An 18053-nucleotide genomic window follows, 5' to 3' on the forward strand; every position below is an offset into this window, starting at 1 on the left:
TTTTTAATGATGAATTTAATTTTTAGATAAAAGATATATAAGAATTTGAAATGTAGTCTTTAGATGATATCCAAAATATATCCAACAAGAGATACTTTTGGATATTAAGACTTTATTACATCATGCCTGGCATACCACCCATGCCACCCATAGGCATAGCAGGAGCATCTTCTTTGATTTCAGCAACCATCGCTTCTGTAGTGATCATAAGACCTGCGATTGATGCAGCATGTTGTAGAGCTGAACGAGTAACTTTAGTAGGATCTAAGATACCCATCTCAACCATATCACCATAAGTATCATTAGCAGCATTATAGCCATAGTTACCTTCTTTAGCTTTTACTTCGTTAACAACTACAGAAGACTCACCGCCAGCATTTGATACGATCTGTCTTAATGGTGCTTCGATTGCTTTTTTAAGTAATGCGATACCATGATTTTGGTCATCATTATCACCAGTTAAGCCATCTAGTGCTTTTTGCGCTCTGATAAGAGCAACACCACCACCAGCAACGATACCTTCTTCTACAGCTGCACGAGTTGCATGAAGAGCATCATCCACACGATCTTTTTTCTCTTTCATCTCAGCTTCTGTAACAGCACCAACTCTAATTACAGCAACACCACCAGATAGCTTAGCTAATCTTTCTTGTAGCTTCTCTTTATCATAATCAGAAGTAGCTTCAGCAACATTTGCTTTTAATTGATTAACTCTATTAACAATAGCATCTTTGTTACCAGCACCATCAATGATAGTAGTGTCATCTTTAGATACTTGTACTCTACTAGCTGTACCTAAATGCTCCATATTAGCTTCTTCTAGCTTCATACCTAGATCTTCAGATATAACTGTAGCACCTGTTAAAATTGCGATATCTTCAAGCATTGCTTTTCTTCTATCACCAAAACCAGGAGCTTTGACAGCACATACCTTCACTACACCACGCATATTGTTAACAACTAAAGTAGCTAAAGCTTCACTCTCAACATCTTCAGCAATAATTAGTAAAGCTTTACCAGACTTAGAAACACCTTCTAATACAGGAAGTAATTCACGGATATTAGAGATTTTCTTATCAACTAGTAATATATATGGGCTCTCTAGATCAGTAGTCATATTCTCTTGGTTTGTCGCAAAATATGGAGATAAATAACCTCTATCAAATTGCATACCTTCAACCACATCAAGCTCATCTTCAAAGCCTTTGCCTTCTTCTACAGTGATTACACCTTCTTTACCAACTTTTGCCATAGCTTCAGCGATAAGCTTACCTACAGTAGAGTCAGAGTTAGCAGAGATTGTACCAACCTGCTCGATAGATTTAGTATCTGAACAAGGCTTAGAAAGTACTTTTAGCTCTTCTACTAATTTAGCAGCAGCCTTATCAATACCTCTTTTTAGATCCATAGGGTTCATACCCGCAGCAACTGCTTTTAGACCTTCTGTAAGTAGCGCTTGAGCTAATACAGTAGCTGTAGTAGTACCATCACCTGCTACATCAGCAGTTTTAGATGCTACTTCTTTAACTATTTGAGCACCCATATTCTCAAACTTATCTTCTAGTTCGATCTCTTTAGCAACAGATACACCATCTTTAGTGATTGTTGGTGCACCATAAGCTTTGTCTAAAACAACATTACGACCTTTAGGACCTAAAGTAACTTTTACAGCATTAGCTAGAGTATTCACACCATCTAGCATTTTTGCACGAGCTTCATCTGAAAATAAAACTTGTTTTGCAGCCATATTTAATTTCTCCTTTGAAATTTGTAAGATTTTTTGATTATCCGATAATACCCATGATGTCATCTTCTCTCATCATCAGAAGAGTCTCATCATTTACTTTTACTTCACTGCCTGAATATTTACCAAATAGTACTTTATCGCCTACTTTGACATCCATTGGCTGAGTAGAACCGTTGTCTAATTTCTTACCATTCCCAACAGCTACAACCTCACCTTGACTTGGCTTTTCTTGAGCACTACCAGTTAAGATAATTCCACCTGCAGATTTTGTTTCTTCTTCTGCACGACGTACTAATACTCTGTCTTGTAATGGACGAATGTTCATAACAATCTTACTCCTTTGTTAATTATTGTTATTTTGTTTCTTTAAAAATGTTTTAAATTTTGTGCAACTTAGAAAATCCACATATTCTAAGTACTTGCAAAACTACATATTGAGCCAAAAAAGTCATTTTCAAGATTTTTTTGTATTTTTTTTGTTAGAATTGCTTCATAAAAATTATTTCTCTATAAGCTGGTCTATTTTGTTAAAGAAAAGTATGAGCTTCACTGCTCGATTAATTCATACCATTGGTTTTGAATTTTTTGGTATATTAATATTTACCCCATTTGCTATGTTTGTTTTGCATAAAGATATGTTTCATATCGCAGGACTAGCCATCATAGTATCTATAATTGCTATGTTATGGAATCTCATTTATAACTATATTTTTGATGCCATCGAGCGTAAAGCAGATATGTGTCGCTCAAAAAGAGGCGTTATTATAAGAGTATTACATGCCATTCTTTTTGAAGCTGGACTTTTGATTGTAACAATTCCGCTTGTTGCTTATATGCTAGATATGGGACTGATAGAAGCTATCATCGTTGATATTGGCTTTGTTATTTTTTATCTTGTATATGCTTTTGTGTATAATTATATCTTTGATAAAATTTACTTTGGTTTTATACATAAGTAGATATAGCACCCATAGCTTAACTGGATAGAGCGTCGCCCTCCGGAGGCGGATGCGGGGGTTCGAGTCCCTCTGGGTGTGCCACAAAAAAATATCTCTTATTCATAGCTAAAACACTGCTCAAATACTACCAAAATATTTAATTGTTACAACCAAGAAAAGATTTATTGAAAAAAGAGCATGTAGAAACTATAATCTACACAATTATTGATAATAATTATCATTTATGGAATTGGTAAATGTCAAAATACAAGACTAAAACACAATATTTAATTAGAGGATATCTCCATAATTGTCCTGTCGCATACAGAAATAGACTTTTATCCTTAGGACTATTACCTGGAAAAATTCTTGAGATTAAGCGCAAAGCTATTTTTGGTGGTCCATGCCAAGTCAGCGTGAGAAATGCTGATATTTCAATACGTATAAAAGAGCTAGATTTATTAGATCTAGAGGAGATCAAATCATGAGATATGCCTTAGTAGGTAATCCAAATTGTGGTAAGACAACAATTTTTAATGTCCTTACAGGACTTAACCAAAAAGTTGGAAACTGGTCTGGTGTTACAGTAGATAAAAAAGTAGGATATTTTAAAGTTGACAATCAACAAGTTGAGATTGTTGATATTCCTGGCATATACAGTCTATCCGCATCAGATAATAGCTCTATAGATGAGCAAATAGCTTTTAACTATGTTATTCAAGAAAAGCCCGATGCTATCATAAATGTGCTAGATGCATCTAATCTTGAAAGAAGCATGTATCTGACTATTCAACTATTAGAGCTAAATGTACCTATGATTTTAGCTATCAACATGGTTGATGTTGCTAACAAAAATGGCGTCATAATTAACTTTGATGGCTTGTCGAAACTCTTAGGGATAAATATTTTTCCTGTGATAGGATCAAAAGGTGTTGGTATAAATGAGCTTAAAAATGCTCTTGTAAAGCCACAATTAACTCCTCACTATGACTTAAGATCTCACTACTCCGAAGATATATTAGCATTAGATAATCAATTACAACAACTACGCCAATCTAATATAGCAAATTTATGGTTAGCAGGAGAGCTCTATGAAGGTAGAACTATTCAATTAGAGCATGACTCTCCAAATATTGATATTGATTCACTTCTTACTGAACATGCTAATCTAATTACAAACTCAGGACACAAGATACCTGAAATTCGTTATAGTATTGTTGATGATATTATTGAAAAAACTGTAAATTATACAACTTCAAAATCTCGTAGAAATGTAACTCAAATATTAGATTCTGTATGTATGAATCGATTTTTAGGTATACCTGTATTTCTTATGATGATGTATCTAATGTTCTTTTTCTCAATTACATTTGGATCTGCTGTTCAACCCTTATTTGATGACTTTACAGCATCAGTATTTATAGATGGTGTAGCATACTACTCAAATGCTATTGGTCTACCTGAACAGTTGACTATGATACTCTCTCAAGGTTTAGGTACTGGTATTAATACTGTTCTTGCTTTTATTCCACAAATAGGATTCTTGTTTATATTTCTATCTTTACTTGAAGACTCTGGATATATGTCAAGAGCTGCTTTTGTTATCGATAGATTTATGCAATCTATAGGACTATCTGGCAAAGCTTTTGTACCCATGATTGTTGGTTTTGGGTGTAATGTTGCTTCAATTATGGCATCTAGAACATTAGAAACTCGAGAAGATCGTTTAATGACTATTATGATGTCGCCATTTATGTCATGTGGAGCTAGACTTGCTATTTTCTCGGTATTCGCAACTGCATTTTTTCCAGAGCACGGAGCATCTGTAATATTTTTATTATATTTACTAGGAATTATCGCTGCAATTTTGACTGGATATGTTATTAAATTTACATTCCTAAAAAATGAAGCAACTCCTTTTGTACTGGATATACCAAAGTATCACTTACCACATTTTAGTACAATTATGCTTTATAGCTGGAATCGTTTAAAATCATTCCTACTTAAAGCTGGTAAAGTTATTGTCCCAATAGCTATTATTATTGGTAGTCTAAATAGTATTAATGTCACTAAGAATGAATCTGCTCTTAGCTATGCAGGTAAGCAAATAACCCCAATATTTGCACCTATGGGAGTTAGTGATGACAACTGGCAAGCTACTGTTGGTTTAATGACAGGTATACTTGCAAAAGAAGTTGTCGTAGGTACTTTAAATACTCTTTATACGCAAGATGATAGTCAAGGTATTCCTGATAGCTACAGCATTACCGATAACTTCAAAAATGCTATTTATACAACTTGGGATAACCTTTTCAACATGGATCTAAACCCAATCACAAGTAATGAGGCAGATGCTAATATGAGTAGCTCTGCTATGGGTAATATGACAAGTAAATTTAGCTCTGGGCTAGCTGCATTTTCATATCTATTATTTGTATTGCTATATATACCATGTATCTCGGTGATTGGTGCCACAGTCAGAGAATCTACTCGAGGTTGGGCAATATTATCTATATTATGGAGTTCGACTATAGCCTACACTTCTGCTGTAGTTGTATATCAACTTGGTAATATATTCAACACCCCAGTCAAATCAATCATATATAGTACAATTGCCATAATTGGATTAGGTATTGTAATTGCTATAATGAGATATCTCTCAACTAGAATCAAGTTTGTAGCAAATTTAACTGGTTGCTCAACTTGCCAAGTTAGAAAATAAAAACACCTACTTTATTCTTAGCATTTATACATAAACTATAAGCAAAAATAAGCAATGAAAGTATCTAATAATCCATAATAGTGCTAAAATTCAGATGTAAATCTAAGTTTAAGGCTTGCATGCTTAATAATAATTTAAAGACGACGGTTGCAATAATTGGTGCTGGTCCATCTGGCTCGGTTGCAGCAGCAATACTAGTCAAAAAAGGTTATGATGTAATCATCATTGAAAGACAAATATTCCCAAGATTTTCAATAGGTGAAAGTCTCTTACCTCAATCAATGCAGTATTTTGAAGAAGCTGGTATGCTTGATGTAATTAAACAACAAGCAATATTTCAGCATAAAAATGGAGCTGCTTTTAATAATAATACAGACTCTATTTCTATAAATTTTAATCAAAAATTCACGGCAGGTTATGGTGATACTTTTCAGGTTAAACGAGGGATTTTCGACAAAGCTTTAGCTGATAAGGCTCAAGGTCTAGGTGCAAAAATACTCTATAATACTGAAGTTACCCATGTAGCTGAAGAAAGAGATAATATCACTCTGACTATCAGAAATCTTGAAACTCAAGAACAATATAAATTAGAAGCTGATTTTGTACTTGATGCTAGTGGTTTTGGAAGAGTGCTACCAAAATTACTTAATCTTGAGAAACCTTCTAACTTTCCAATGCGACAATCATATTTCTGTCATATAGATGATAATATTGTCGATGAAAGTTTTGATCGCAATAAAATTCTTATAAGCGTTCATCCAAAACATCGAGATATTTGGTACTGGCTAATACCTTTTGCTGATGGAACATCATCTATTGGAGTAGTTGCAAAGCCAGAGAACTTCATTGATAACAATACCAATATACAAAATCTAGATAGCTTTATAAAGCAAATGCCATATTTAGCAAACTTAACATCCGCCTCAATACTTAGATCTGATGTTCAAACTATCAAAGGTTACTCATCAAATGTTTCTAAACTTTATGGCGAAAGATTTGCATTGCTTGGTAATGCCGCTGAATTTTTAGACCCTGTATTTTCATCAGGTATAACCATTGCCGTTAAATCAGCATCCTTAGCAGCAAATGCTCTTGATAGACATCTAAGGGGTATAGATGTAGATTGGCAAAAGGAATTTGTTGATGAGTTGTATATAGGTATAAATACTTTTAGAGAATTTGTTAGCGCTTGGTATGAAGGCAGCTTGCAGGATATAATATTTCATAAAAATAGCACCAAAAACATAAAAGAACAAATTGTATCAATCTTAGCGGGATATGCTTGGGATAAAAATAATCCCTTTGTGAGAAATCCTAGACAAGGAATTAAAGCATTATCAAGGTTATGCTGTTAAAAAAAAATACTATTTGATAATAACTCCTTTTAATGCAACTCCAGACATTAAGAGACCCTCACCACAAACATAAGTATCTTTACTTGATGTAGGATTATTTTTCCAGTTGGATTCAATATCCGCAACACCTTTGCCACCTGCAGCTTGTGATTGCTCTTTTAGATCAATTAATGCTGAATAAAAAGCCCAATTACAAGATTTCTCATAATGTTTAAAAGTACCATTAGTTCTTTTGCTAGTATATATTGTTCCTTCAGCTGAATAATCAAATGGCTTAGAATCTTTACCAAAATAAAACTTAAAATCGCCAAGTTTATTTTTGACTTTATCAGGCATTACTTCCATAGCATTCTTGATACTCACATCATGAATATCATCCGAAGCATAAACAGATAAAGGTAAAACAAAACAGCCTGCAGCAACCAATGAAAGTAATATCTTTTTCATATTATGTATCCTATAACTTTTCACAAAATTGTGTTAAATATCATATCAATTTTGTGACTAAAGTATAATCTTTATTCTAAAATTTTTTGAAAATCAAAGATGTATTAACTCCGCCAAAAGCAAAGTTATTAGTCATCACATACTCAGTCTCTATATTTTGTTTATCTACAAGATAGTCTAAGCTAGCACACCTTGGATCTACATTTTGTAAATTCACATTTGGGATAAATACACCTCTATTCATCATCTCTATAGTTAGCCATGCTTCAAGCGAGCCACTAGCACCTAACGTATGACCAAAATAGCCCTTTAATGAACTTATACTAATATCCCTAGCAAAAACTTCACGCGTAGCAATACTCTCAGCTATATCTCCAACCTCTGTCGATGTACCATGAGCATTGACATAACCTATCATATCAGGTGTTATCTGTGCATCTTCTAAAGCAAGTTTAAGAGCAATCTGCATTTTTTCGGCTGTTGGCTGCGTAACATGCTCAGCATCACAATTTGTGCCATAACCTACAACCTCCGCATAAATTTTTGCTCCACGCTGTTGAGCATGCTCTAATGACTCTAATATCAAAGTAGCACTTCCCTCTCCTATGACTAAGCCATCTCTATCTCTATCAAAAGGTTTAGGTGCAAGACTTGGCGTATCATTCATCTGACTTGTCGCGAATAATGTGTCAAATATTGCAACTTGACTTACACAAAGCTCTTCGGCTCCACCAGCAACCATCACATCCTGCATACCATACTTAATAGCTTCATAAGCATATCCTATAGCTTGACTACTTGAGGTACATGCACTAGATGTCGGGATTAATCTACCAGTTAATCCAAAGAATAAAGCTATATTAACTGCACAAGTATGACTCATACCTTTGATATAAGTTGTTGCATTAACATTACCAATTTTTTTGTCAGTAAGAATCATCAAAAGATCAGACAATGGTTGTGGGCTGCCAGAGCATGATCCATAAGCAACGCCTGTTCTACCACTAGTTAATATATCTATCTTATCAAGTAAATCAGCATCTGCTAATGCTTGCGAGGTTGCTACGGTTGCTAACTTTGACACCATACCCATACCACGTATTTTTTTACGAGAATAATTTGGCATTTTAAAATCTGTTACAGGAGCAGCAAGTTTAGTATTAAGACCTTGAATATCATCCCACGGCATTCTCTTAGTTGCGACTTTTCCAGCTAATAGTGATTCAAAAATAGTATCAGCATCACTACCAAGAGCTGTAACGCCTGACATACCAGTAACAACAACTCTATGCATTAAGCAAGTCCTCCATTAATAGAAATCACCTGTCTTGTTATATAAGCTGCAGCATCCGACATCAGATACTCTGCTAAGCTTGCCACCTCTTCTACACTACCTGCTCTTTTCATTGGTATATGTTTGATAATCTCATCATAATGCTCAATATCATCCGTCATTTCTGTATCTATCAAACCTGGTGCTATACAATTTACTGTAATTTTTCTTTTTGCTAACTCTACAGCCAAAGCTTTTGTTGCTCCAATAATACCAGCTTTTGCAGCACTATAATTGACCTGTCCTCGATTACCCACGATACCAGATACAGAAGCCATAGTAATAATCCTGCCACCTTTTCTAAGCTGTATCATTGGCATAATACAAGGCTTTAAAACATTATAAAAACCATCCAGATTAGTATCTATAACTCTTGACCAATCATCTTTTGTCATTGCTGGAAATGCAGTATCTCTACAAAGACCGGCATTATTAATCACTCCATAAAATGCACCATGATTTTCGATATACTCGCCAATAGCTTGTTCTGTCTGCTGATTATTAGAGATATCAAAACTTATAATATCAGCTTGAAAACCCTTATCAAGAATACTATCACGAACGTTTTCAGCACCAACTTTGTCCGTATTATAGTGTATAGTTATATGCCTATTTTCAGCCGCAAGTTTCAGTGCTATAGCCTTACCGATTCCTTTACTCGCACCTGTGACTAATATTCTTTTCATATTTTATATTTCTCTACTAATAACTTTTTTTACATCTTCAAAACTTTGTGGCTGATAGGCATTGATCGTAAGTGATGCAACTTCTTGTTGACCCAACAATACTTTGCAACTAAATACCCCTGTCCCTTTATCAAGAATAATACATTCAGCAAATATATCTAAAACACTACCAGTTTTATATCTTTTAACATCTGTCTTGTAACCTCTCACACTGAGTAAAAATGCTACTGGAGGTTCATTGGTACTAGCGTCAGATGCAGCAAGCTTATTAGCTCTACCATAGGAAGCAGCCGTTTGAGCCATGATTTCAACCGCTACCCAGTGTGGTATACCATCTAATTGCTTATCGAAGAATATATTGCCATTAGTCACAATGGTTCTACAGTGTACTGTATTGTCTTCAAAAGCGATAAACTCATCAACAAGTCTCATAGGTGGTTCATGGGGTATCAAATCGGCAATATTATGCATCTATTTCTTTCCTATAATTACACTTACGTTATTACCGCCAAAAGCAAACGAATTACTCATGAAATTTGGCTTTCGGTATCGAATATCACTAGTTATTATACCAATATCAGAAATAATATCCTTATCTGAATCGTATTGCTTTGGTAGTTTTTTGTTAGGATTATAATTATCTGATAATAATAGCCAACATATCCCTACCTCTGTAGCCGCCGCTGCACCTAGTGTATGACCTGTTAAAGATTTAGTAGAGCTACACGCAACAGGTGCTTTGAATATATCCCTTACTGCATTACTTTCCATATTATCATTTAGTATGGTTGCTGTACCATGCAAATTTAGATAACCGATATCATCAGGAGCTAGATTTGCAGAGCTCAACGCCTGTATCATAGCTAATTTAGCACCTTCACCACTAGGATCTGGTGCTGTAATATGATAACCATCTGATGATTCCCCAACGCCTAAAAGTACTATTTCTGAGCAATCTCTAGACATAATAAAGGCTGCAGCGCCTTCACCTATATTTATACCATCTCTTTGATTATGAAAAGGTAAACACAAGTTCTGAGATATCGCATCTAAGCAATCAAAGCCATTTAATGTTAATTCACAAAGAGTATCGCAACCAACAACAATAACTGCATCACACAAATTCTGTTTTAATAATCTAGCAGCTGAGGCAAATGCTTTACCACTTGATGAACAAGCTGTTGAGATAGTAAAAGCAATATTTTCAAGATTATAATACTCCCTCAAAAATTCACTAAGACCTGCAGTTTCTTCTTGCTTGTAGCTAAATTCTTTGGGGAATTGACCTGATATAAACTTTTTAGTTAAAGCTCGTTCACCATTATCTATACCTGATGTACTAGTACCGCAAACCACAGCCACTCTATCAGCTCCATATTTATCTATTACTCGACTTATATCATGATTTATTTGCATACAGGCATGAAGAGCCATTTGGTTATTACGACAATCAAATTCTTTTAATCGTGGAGGAATTTCTGGGAGAATCTTATCATTTATTTGCCCTACAATTGTCTTGCGACCCGACAATAGATTCTTATCAGTTACCAAGCCAGTTTGATTACTAAGCAATGATTGCAAAACAGCTTGTTTAGAATCACCTAAACAATTGATTATACCCAGCGAATTCAGATAGATTTCATTGCCACTCATATTCTGTATAATTTTGAATAACTTCCTGTAAGTATAAATACAATTAGGATTAGTTTAAATACAATTAAGTGTATGTTAACTGTATTTAATACTTAAAAAGGTTATAGATATACATTTTTTTACTTCAATATGATAGATTCTAGTAAAGAGAATAAAGTAGCATATTGGATGAGATTTTATATAGATTCGGTTTTAGCCATAGCTCAAGGAAAAAACGACATATCAAATTTTAAAGATATATCATACCTTGAAATGATAAAACAGGACATCAACATCGATACTAGCCTCATAGCTGCAGCAATGAGAAGAAGATGTAGTAAATCTAGCAAAATCGCTCTTTCAGTATCCATACCTCAACTACATAAGTATAAAATAGATGCCGTAGTATTTGCATCTCAACATGGTGAACTAGCAAATACATTATCTATATTTAAAGATATTTCTAATCAAGAAATCCTTTCACCAAACGCATTTTCTCAATCTGTGCATAATACACCTTCTGGACTTCTATCAATTCAACAAAAACTAAAAATACCTTTTAACTCAATAGCTGCTGGTACCGAGACTTTTGAAATGGGTTTAATTGACGCTATCACACAGTTACAAGACTATGATAATGTTTTGTTTACTTGTTATGATGATAATGTGCCAGAAATCTTTGATGAACTTAATATCTCAGATAATCTTGCTTATGGAATTAGTTTTGTCATATCAAGAGAACCACTATCACAGTCAAGTATGGGCTTAAAATTAGAGATTAATAACAACAAAACATTATTACAAAAATTTAATCGACTCCCTTCTGCAATTATTTTTGCAAACTGGTATGCTTGTAATGAACTTAATCCATTATTTTTGAAGAGTATATCTATATAGAAGATGTAATTATGTATAAATACTTAAATAGATTTTATCGCAGAATTGCTACAGGAATATGTTTCTTTTTATTTAGCTTTTTTGGAGCAATATTAGGTTATATATACTTCCCTCTAGTCAGAATATTTATAAAAGATAAAAGTGCTCGCACAATACATGCTCAACACACTATAAACATTGGTTTTAAGATTTTTATTGGAATTATTCATCATTTTAGAATTATTCGATTTGAATTTGAAGGTATTGAAAAACTATATCAAGATCAAGGTTGTATTTTCATAGCTAATCATCCTACTTTAATCGACTATGTTGCAATAGTGTCTAGACTCAAGCTTTGCGATAATATTGTCAAACAAAGCTTATGGGAAAACCCATATTACAAGCATGTAATAGAAACAGCTGGATATATCCCGAATATCAATCCTGACCAAACATTCTCACGCTTAAATGAAATATTTGCAGAAGGTAGAAATTTGTTAATGTTCCCAGAAGGTACCAGAACTAGTCCCAACCAGTTACCAAAACTAAAACGAGGTGCCGCGCAACTAGCAATTAGAACAAATGCTCCTATAAGAATGATACATATCTCATGCTCTCCTGTTACTTTGACAAAAAATACCAAATGGTATAACATTGCCGAAACAACGCCGTTGTTTAGAGTAGTTGTTGGAGATAAGGTTAATCCTCAAGATTTTATTGATGAGGCAGATGGGATACCATCTCTAGCTGCTCGTAGGCTAACTAAATTTTTACAGTATAATCTCTCTACTAAATTAGATTTTTTATAAAATAGGTACTTTAAAACATGCAACAAGAAATAAAAGAAATGATCATCGAGGTCTTAAATCTTGAAGATATTACAGCTGATGAAATAGATGCTAATGAAGCACTTTTTGGAGATGGTTTAGGACTAGATTCAATAGACGCTTTAGAGATAGGGGTTGCGTTAAAAAAACGCTATAATATAAGTCTTGAAGTTGCTGATGAAGATGTCAAAAAACACTTTGAATCTGTGGCATCTTTGGCTAAATTTGTAGAAGAAAATAAATCTTAAGGATATACTGATGAGCTTTTCTAAAGAACAAATTTTCGCACAATTACAGGATATTCTTAATAATCTTTTTGAAATAGATAAGGATGATGTCACTCTCGATTCAACACTATACGAAGATCTTGATTTAGATAGTATTGATGCTGTTGATTTAGTAGTACAACTGCAAAACTTCACAGGTCGCAAGTTTAAACCTGAGGAATTTAAATCTGTTCGTACTGTTGGGGATGTTGTTGACACTATAATTGCAGCTCTAGCACAAGACTAAATACACACTTAATGAAATCTCTACTTAAATTCTTTATATTGATAATAATTATACTATATCCATTTATAGTCTATATTGGCCTAAATTCACTCTCGATAAAGTATCTTGGCTTAATTGTCATCTTAATATTTATACTAAGATTACTAATTTTAAAAAAAGATCCTAGCATCACTTGGAAACTTATTACTGTTGTAGGGATACTTCTTGCAGGTATAGCTATCATTGTAGATAATATTACCGTTATGCTACTATACCCTGTCTTTGTAAGTGTTAGCCTCTTCTGTGTTTTTTGTTATTCATTATTCCAAGACAAAAGCCTGATTACAAAACTTGCAATTCGCATGAGCAAAGAGCCTCTACCAGACTATGCAATAAAATACACATGGTATGCAACATTAGCTTGGTGTGTGTTTTTTGCTATAAATGCCAGTATTTCAACATATATTATTATATTAGGTTCGATACAATTTTGGACACTTTATAACGGTTTTATCAGTTATATCCTTATAGGATTAATGATGCTTAGTGAAATTATAATTAGAATTGTTGTTAGGAGATATTTTGAAAAGCACGCTTAAATCAATACTAGAATTTTATGCACAAAATCCTTCTGAAATCATATTTATCAAAGATTCAAATAATATTATCGCAAAAGAGTTTTTAAATGATATAAAAACTTTAGCTAATCATCTTGATATCATTCTAAGTAATAGTTGCAAAGTTGCGTTATCTATTGATGATATGTACTTATTTTGTTGCACATGGATAGCATGTCAGTTTTTAGGTAAAACTACTATAATGATACCAAATGACAAACCTGGCACAATTGCCAAGCTTGCAAAATATTACGACTCTTTAATAACTGATAATGATCTTAATTTATCAGCAAAAATCATCAATGAATATACATTAAAAGATTGTGAAACTATATTTTTCACATCTGGATCTACTGGTGAATATAAAAGCTATAGCAAAACCATAGACAATCTTGAACAAGAGTCTTCCGCGATCAACAGTGTCATACAAAGCTTTAATCTTAAGAATATCGATGTGCTCACAACAGTATCACACCAGCACCTATATGGCTTTAGCTGGGCTATAATATGGCCACTGCTATACCCAAAAATCATCCACACAGAAAGGCTATTTGTACCCGAACTTATCCACAAAAAGCTACTTCAAGATAACAATATTTTGATAACGACTCCTGTAATTATTTCTCACCTTGATGATAGTATCAGTAGTCCTATCACTAACTCTTTGCTCATTTCATCAGCTAGTGCATTAAATACCGATATCGCGATTAAATTTCAAAATAGTTACAACATCCCTATTCTTGAAGCTTATGGCAGTAGTGAAACTGGAGTTATTGCGTATAGACAACAGTTAATTGATAAACTATGGAAGCCTTTTGATAATGTTTGTATTACTACAAAGTCTGATCAACTAGTTGTTAGATCTCCTTTTTTTAAGCAAGAAAAACAACTAATGTCAGATATCGTTGCATTATACAACGATAAATTTGAACTAAAAGGTAGAGTCGATAAGATTGTCAAAATTGCTGGTAATCGTTTATCAATATCACAAATGCAAAATATATTAATTGATTATGACTTAATACAAGATTGTGTATGTATCAAGCGTCAAAGCTATCGTGAATATATAGCAGCAATAATATGTCTAAATCAAGCTGGACAAGACTTATTACAAAATTTTGGTAAACAAAATTTAATTAAACAAATAAAGAGCTATCTATTAAACTATTACTCAAATGTAGTTATACCTAAACAATGGCGCTTTGTAACTGAAATACCGACTAACTCTCAAGGAAAAAGAACTCTAGAACTATTAGTTGAATTATTAGATGACAATTAAATAGGTTAGAGCTTATAAGTTTGATAAGATTTAAGCTTATTAGGGAGACTTTATTTAAAATTTATGGCGAAATAAACTATGAACAAACATCTTAAGATAAATAATATACAAAATATTGATGATTGCTGTGTTTTAGTATCGGCGCAAGTACTCCACGAGTGCGATTTTTTTAAAGGTCACTTTCAAGAGCAGGCCATTTTACCGGGTATTGCTCAAGTTGATTTTGTTATAAATTTGGCAAGCCAGATATTCGGTATTAATAAACTCTCTTTTGGTAATATTCCACAAGTAAAATTCAAAAAAGTTATATTACCTAATGATGATATAGAAATAAAAATCACAAATAACAACAATACAATTACTTTTGAAATTTCTGTCAATAATCAAGTAGCATCTCAGGGTAAAATAAAATATGAGTAGTAGTAGTGATTGTAATTTATGTATTGTAGTACCAATCTATAACCATGGAAAGCAACTACCTAACACCATTAAGAATATCGCTAGATATGACTTACCTATCATACTTATAAATGATGGTAGCCAAGATAACACTAAACAAATCATGAGAGAAGTTGCTGATGAATTTAATAATATTGTTTTGACAGAATCACTTGATAAAAATCAAGGTAAAGGTGTTGCTGTAAGTTATGGTGCCAATTTAGCTTTTAAAATAGGTTATACACATATGCTTCAAATAGATGCTGATGGTCAGCATGATTCGACCGATATCCCTAAATTTATACAAGCAATGCAGCAAAACCCTCATGCACTAATATCTGGTATGCCTATCTATGATGATAGTATTCCCAAAAGTAGACTTCATGGTAGAAAAATTACAAATTTTTGGGTAGCAATAGAAACTCTATCGTTTGATCTCAAAGAATCAATGTGTGGTTTTCGTATATATCCACTAGAGGCTTATACAAAGCTTATGCAGAAAAAAACTTTCTCAGTGAAGATGGATTTCGATATAGATGTAATCGTGAGAATGTACTGGCTAGGTCTTCCTATAGTCTATATAAATACGAAAGTAATTTACCCTCAAGATGGTTACTCCAATTTTAGAATGTTTCGAGATAATGTCAGGATATCTTGGACTCATACAAAATTAGTTACCGGTATGATTATTAGATTACCAATATTATTATGGAGAAAAATCAGGTGAAACATTGGACTAAGATAAAAGAAGCCGGTGGTCTATTTGGACTTAGAACTACTTTTATTTTATTTCGTTTATTAGGTCGTAGACTCACCTACTCAATCATGTCAGTAGTTATGATCTATTATTTTTTATTGTACAAAAATGCACGTAACTATTCTTTTAAATATATTAAACACCTCGATAAAAATATTAAAACTTCAAAATTATGGTTTTATAGTTTTAGACATTTTTTAGCATTTGGTGAAATGGTTATAGATAAAATAGCTGTTTGGAGTAATAAGATCACTATAGATAATGTAGACTTCTCAGTACAAGATCGCAAAACCATGAACCAAGCTATCAAATCACAAAAAGGTGGTGTTATTTTTACGGCTCATCTTGGTAATCTTGATGTTGCAAGATCATTGGCAGACTTTGATAATAGTATGAAGATAAATGCTCTAGTATTTAGCAAGCAAGCTCCTACATTTAACAAACTTTTGACAAAGATTAATCCTAAATACTCGATCAATATGATATGTATACAAGATGTTACTCCAGATCTAGCAATTGAGTTATATGAGCGTGTTGCTAATGGTGAATTTATCGTTATACCTGCAGATAGAACTTCTGTAACTAAACCAGAGAGAAATCTTAGATTATCATTTTTAGATGATATGGCATTTTTCCCGCAAGGTGCATTTATATTAGCAAGCATTCTAAAATGCCCTACATACTTTATGCTATGTCCAAAAAAAGATCGTAATAACTTTGATTTTATTTTCAAAGAGTTTGATCAAAATAGCATTATTTTAAATAGAAAAACAAAACAACAAGATTTAGAAAAGTATGCACAAAAATATACCAAAATGCTTGAATTATATTGTAAAAAGTATCCAAAACAATGGTTTAATTTTTTTGATTTTTGGCATCAAGGAGAATAAGTAAATGCTTAAAGATAGTTTATTCACACATGTTTACAAAATGACTATCCCATTTTTTGATGTTGATATGCTCGAAATTGTTTGGCATGGTAATTATATCAAGTACTTTGAAATGGCTAGATGTAGTATGCTCAAAGAAATTGGCTATGATTATATAGCTATGAAGAAAGATGGTTTCGCTTGGCCTATAGTTGATATAAAAGCCAAATTTATTAAATCTGCAAGATTTGGACAAGATATTGATATTTATTGTGATCTAATAGAGTTCGAGAACCGGTTAAAAATAAACTATACTATTTTAGATAGCTTAACTAAAATAAAGTTATGTCAAGGTTATACTACTCAGCTTGCTGTTGATATTAACAAAAAAGAAACTTGTTTCGTAACACCTCAGCAATGGCAACAAAAAATAAAAGAGATTATTAGAAGATGAAGAGACTATTTACTTTTATTAGCATTTTTTTAACTATTATGGCTCCTTTGTATGCTTCAGACCTTACTAGCAATTTAGACTTCCAAGCAGTTGAAAAGCAATTAACCAAAGATACTAATATCTCGGGTAAATTTATACAAATCAGACAAATTGCAGGTTTAAACTCAAGTTTAAAATCTTCAGGAACATTTAAACTAACTAATGATGGATCTCTGTTATGGCAACAGCAACAACCAATCAAAACCACAATGCAAATGTCTAAAAATAAGCTTACACAAACTATTATGGATAATCCTCCTACGGTTCTAACAAGCGAAGACCAACCTGTAGTGTTCACATTCACAAGTGTTTTTATGTCTGTATTTAAAGGTGATACAAAAACTATATCAGAATTTTTTAATATCAATTTTGATGGTAATACTCAAAACTGGACTATCACCCTCACACCGAAATCTAGCCCTCTTAATAAGGCTATAAAAGAGATAACTCTAAAAGGTAATAGATATATTACAAATATTGACGTTGCTGATACCCAAGACAATATAATCAAAATACAACTTTTTGATATTACAACAAACTAAATA

The 18053-nt window shown here is 33.0% G+C and carries 22 protein-coding genes and 1 tRNA gene; 16 read left to right on the forward strand and 7 right to left on the reverse strand.

Annotated elements, in window-relative coordinates; translation table 11 throughout:
- Nucleotides 1–115: 115 nt before the first annotated feature.
- Nucleotides 116–1747, reverse strand: a complete 1632-nt coding sequence (groL, locus tag IMS64_RS07715) for a chaperonin GroEL (protein ID WP_004287114.1) — start codon at nt 1745–1747, stop codon at nt 116–118.
- Between the two features lie 37 nt (nt 1748–1784).
- A complete protein-coding gene (locus tag IMS64_RS07720; RefSeq protein ID WP_004287113.1) occupies nt 1785–2072 on the reverse strand; it encodes a co-chaperone GroES in 288 nt (95 codons plus the stop codon).
- A gap of 214 nt (nt 2073–2286) precedes the next feature.
- Between IMS64_RS07720 and IMS64_RS07725 the strand changes: the two genes are divergently transcribed.
- The 5 genes from IMS64_RS07725 (at nt 2287) to IMS64_RS07745 (ending at nt 6762) form a co-directional block, all read left to right on the forward strand.
- Nucleotides 2287–2706: a PACE efflux transporter gene (locus IMS64_RS07725; protein WP_012280483.1), complete on the forward strand. Its 420-nt coding sequence runs from the start codon at nt 2287–2289 to the stop codon at nt 2704–2706.
- A gap of 5 nt (nt 2707–2711) precedes the next feature.
- Nucleotides 2712–2787 (forward strand) — tRNA-Arg (locus tag IMS64_RS07730).
- Between the two features lie 155 nt (nt 2788–2942).
- Nucleotides 2943–3173 (forward strand): FeoA domain-containing protein, encoded by a 231-nt coding sequence (locus IMS64_RS07735; RefSeq protein ID WP_004287111.1) that lies wholly within the window; start codon nt 2943–2945, stop codon nt 3171–3173.
- The gene (gene feoB / locus IMS64_RS07740) at nt 3170–5407 is read left to right on the forward strand and encodes a Fe(2+) transporter permease subunit FeoB (RefSeq protein ID WP_211490348.1); all 2238 of its coding nucleotides are present in this window, start codon (nt 3170–3172) and stop codon (nt 5405–5407) included. Before IMS64_RS07735 ends, feoB begins: the two co-directional genes overlap by 4 nt.
- Before the next feature lie 119 nt (nt 5408–5526).
- On the forward strand, nt 5527–6762 hold the full coding sequence (locus tag IMS64_RS07745) for an NAD(P)/FAD-dependent oxidoreductase (protein ID WP_211490349.1): 1236 nt from the start codon (nt 5527–5529) through the stop codon (nt 6760–6762).
- A 9-nt stretch (nt 6763–6771) separates the two neighbouring features.
- Here IMS64_RS07745 and IMS64_RS07750 read toward each other — a convergent pair whose 3' ends face one another.
- The 5 genes from IMS64_RS07750 to IMS64_RS07770 form a co-directional block, all read right to left on the reverse strand.
- A complete protein-coding gene (locus IMS64_RS07750) occupies nt 6772–7209 on the reverse strand; it encodes a hypothetical protein (protein ID WP_035736865.1) in 438 nt (145 codons plus the stop codon).
- A gap of 76 nt (nt 7210–7285) precedes the next feature.
- The gene (locus tag IMS64_RS07755; protein WP_211490350.1) at nt 7286–8503 is read right to left on the reverse strand and encodes a beta-ketoacyl-ACP synthase; all 1218 of its coding nucleotides are present in this window, start codon (nt 8501–8503) and stop codon (nt 7286–7288) included.
- On the reverse strand, nt 8503–9228 hold the full coding sequence (fabG, locus tag IMS64_RS07760) for a 3-oxoacyl-ACP reductase FabG (RefSeq protein WP_088821640.1): 726 nt from the start codon (nt 9226–9228) through the stop codon (nt 8503–8505). The genes IMS64_RS07755 and fabG overlap by 1 nt, the downstream gene beginning before the upstream one ends.
- A 3-nt stretch (nt 9229–9231) precedes the next feature.
- Nucleotides 9232–9699, reverse strand: a complete 468-nt coding sequence (locus tag IMS64_RS07765; RefSeq protein WP_211490351.1) for an ApeP family dehydratase — start codon at nt 9697–9699, stop codon at nt 9232–9234.
- On the reverse strand, nt 9700–10881 hold the full coding sequence (locus IMS64_RS07770) for a beta-ketoacyl-ACP synthase (protein WP_211490352.1): 1182 nt from the start codon (nt 10879–10881) through the stop codon (nt 9700–9702).
- A 168-nt stretch (nt 10882–11049) separates the two neighbouring features.
- Between IMS64_RS07770 and IMS64_RS07775 the strand changes: the two genes are divergently transcribed.
- From IMS64_RS07775 to IMS64_RS07825, 11 genes are all read left to right on the forward strand, one after another.
- On the forward strand, nt 11050–11757 hold the full coding sequence (locus tag IMS64_RS07775) for a beta-ketoacyl synthase chain length factor (protein WP_244972898.1): 708 nt from the start codon (nt 11050–11052) through the stop codon (nt 11755–11757).
- Nucleotides 11758–11768: 11 nt separating this feature from the next.
- Entirely contained in the window at nt 11769–12545 is a 777-nt protein-coding gene (locus IMS64_RS07780; protein ID WP_042517466.1) for a lysophospholipid acyltransferase family protein, read from the forward strand.
- 17 nt (nt 12546–12562) lie between these two features.
- The gene (locus tag IMS64_RS07785; RefSeq protein WP_088821643.1) at nt 12563–12811 is read left to right on the forward strand and encodes a phosphopantetheine-binding protein; all 249 of its coding nucleotides are present in this window, start codon (nt 12563–12565) and stop codon (nt 12809–12811) included.
- Between the two features lie 10 nt (nt 12812–12821).
- On the forward strand, nt 12822–13076 hold the full coding sequence (locus IMS64_RS07790) for an acyl carrier protein (RefSeq protein ID WP_012280472.1): 255 nt from the start codon (nt 12822–12824) through the stop codon (nt 13074–13076).
- A gap of 11 nt (nt 13077–13087) precedes the next feature.
- Complete coding sequence (locus IMS64_RS07795) at nt 13088–13654, forward strand: COG4648 family protein (protein ID WP_211490354.1); 567 nt, start codon at nt 13088–13090, stop codon at nt 13652–13654.
- Nucleotides 13638–14951: an AMP-binding protein gene (locus IMS64_RS07800; protein WP_211490355.1), complete on the forward strand. Its 1314-nt coding sequence runs from the start codon at nt 13638–13640 to the stop codon at nt 14949–14951. Before IMS64_RS07795 ends, IMS64_RS07800 begins: the two co-directional genes overlap by 17 nt.
- Nucleotides 14952–15029: 78 nt before the next feature.
- Nucleotides 15030–15371, forward strand: a complete 342-nt coding sequence (locus IMS64_RS07805) for an ApeI family dehydratase (RefSeq protein WP_004287097.1) — start codon at nt 15030–15032, stop codon at nt 15369–15371.
- Nucleotides 15364–16116 carry a glycosyltransferase family 2 protein gene (locus tag IMS64_RS07810; protein WP_211490356.1) on the forward strand — a complete coding sequence of 251 codons (753 nt, stop codon included), beginning with the start codon at nt 15364–15366 and terminating at the stop codon, nt 16114–16116. Before IMS64_RS07805 ends, IMS64_RS07810 begins: the two co-directional genes overlap by 8 nt.
- Nucleotides 16113–17036, forward strand: a complete 924-nt coding sequence (locus IMS64_RS07815) for a lysophospholipid acyltransferase family protein (RefSeq protein ID WP_244972899.1) — start codon at nt 16113–16115, stop codon at nt 17034–17036. Before IMS64_RS07810 ends, IMS64_RS07815 begins: the two co-directional genes overlap by 4 nt.
- A 4-nt stretch (nt 17037–17040) precedes the next feature.
- The gene (locus IMS64_RS07820; RefSeq protein ID WP_004287095.1) at nt 17041–17469 is read left to right on the forward strand and encodes an acyl-CoA thioesterase; all 429 of its coding nucleotides are present in this window, start codon (nt 17041–17043) and stop codon (nt 17467–17469) included.
- Nucleotides 17466–18050: a LolA family protein gene (locus IMS64_RS07825; RefSeq protein WP_211490357.1), complete on the forward strand. Its 585-nt coding sequence runs from the start codon at nt 17466–17468 to the stop codon at nt 18048–18050. The genes IMS64_RS07820 and IMS64_RS07825 overlap by 4 nt, the downstream gene beginning before the upstream one ends.
- The last annotated feature ends 3 nt before the right edge of the window (nt 18051–18053 follow it).

The sequence above is a fragment of the Francisella philomiragia genome (assembly GCF_018135955.1).
Classification (GTDB): Bacteria; Pseudomonadota; Gammaproteobacteria; order Francisellales; family Francisellaceae; genus Francisella; species Francisella philomiragia.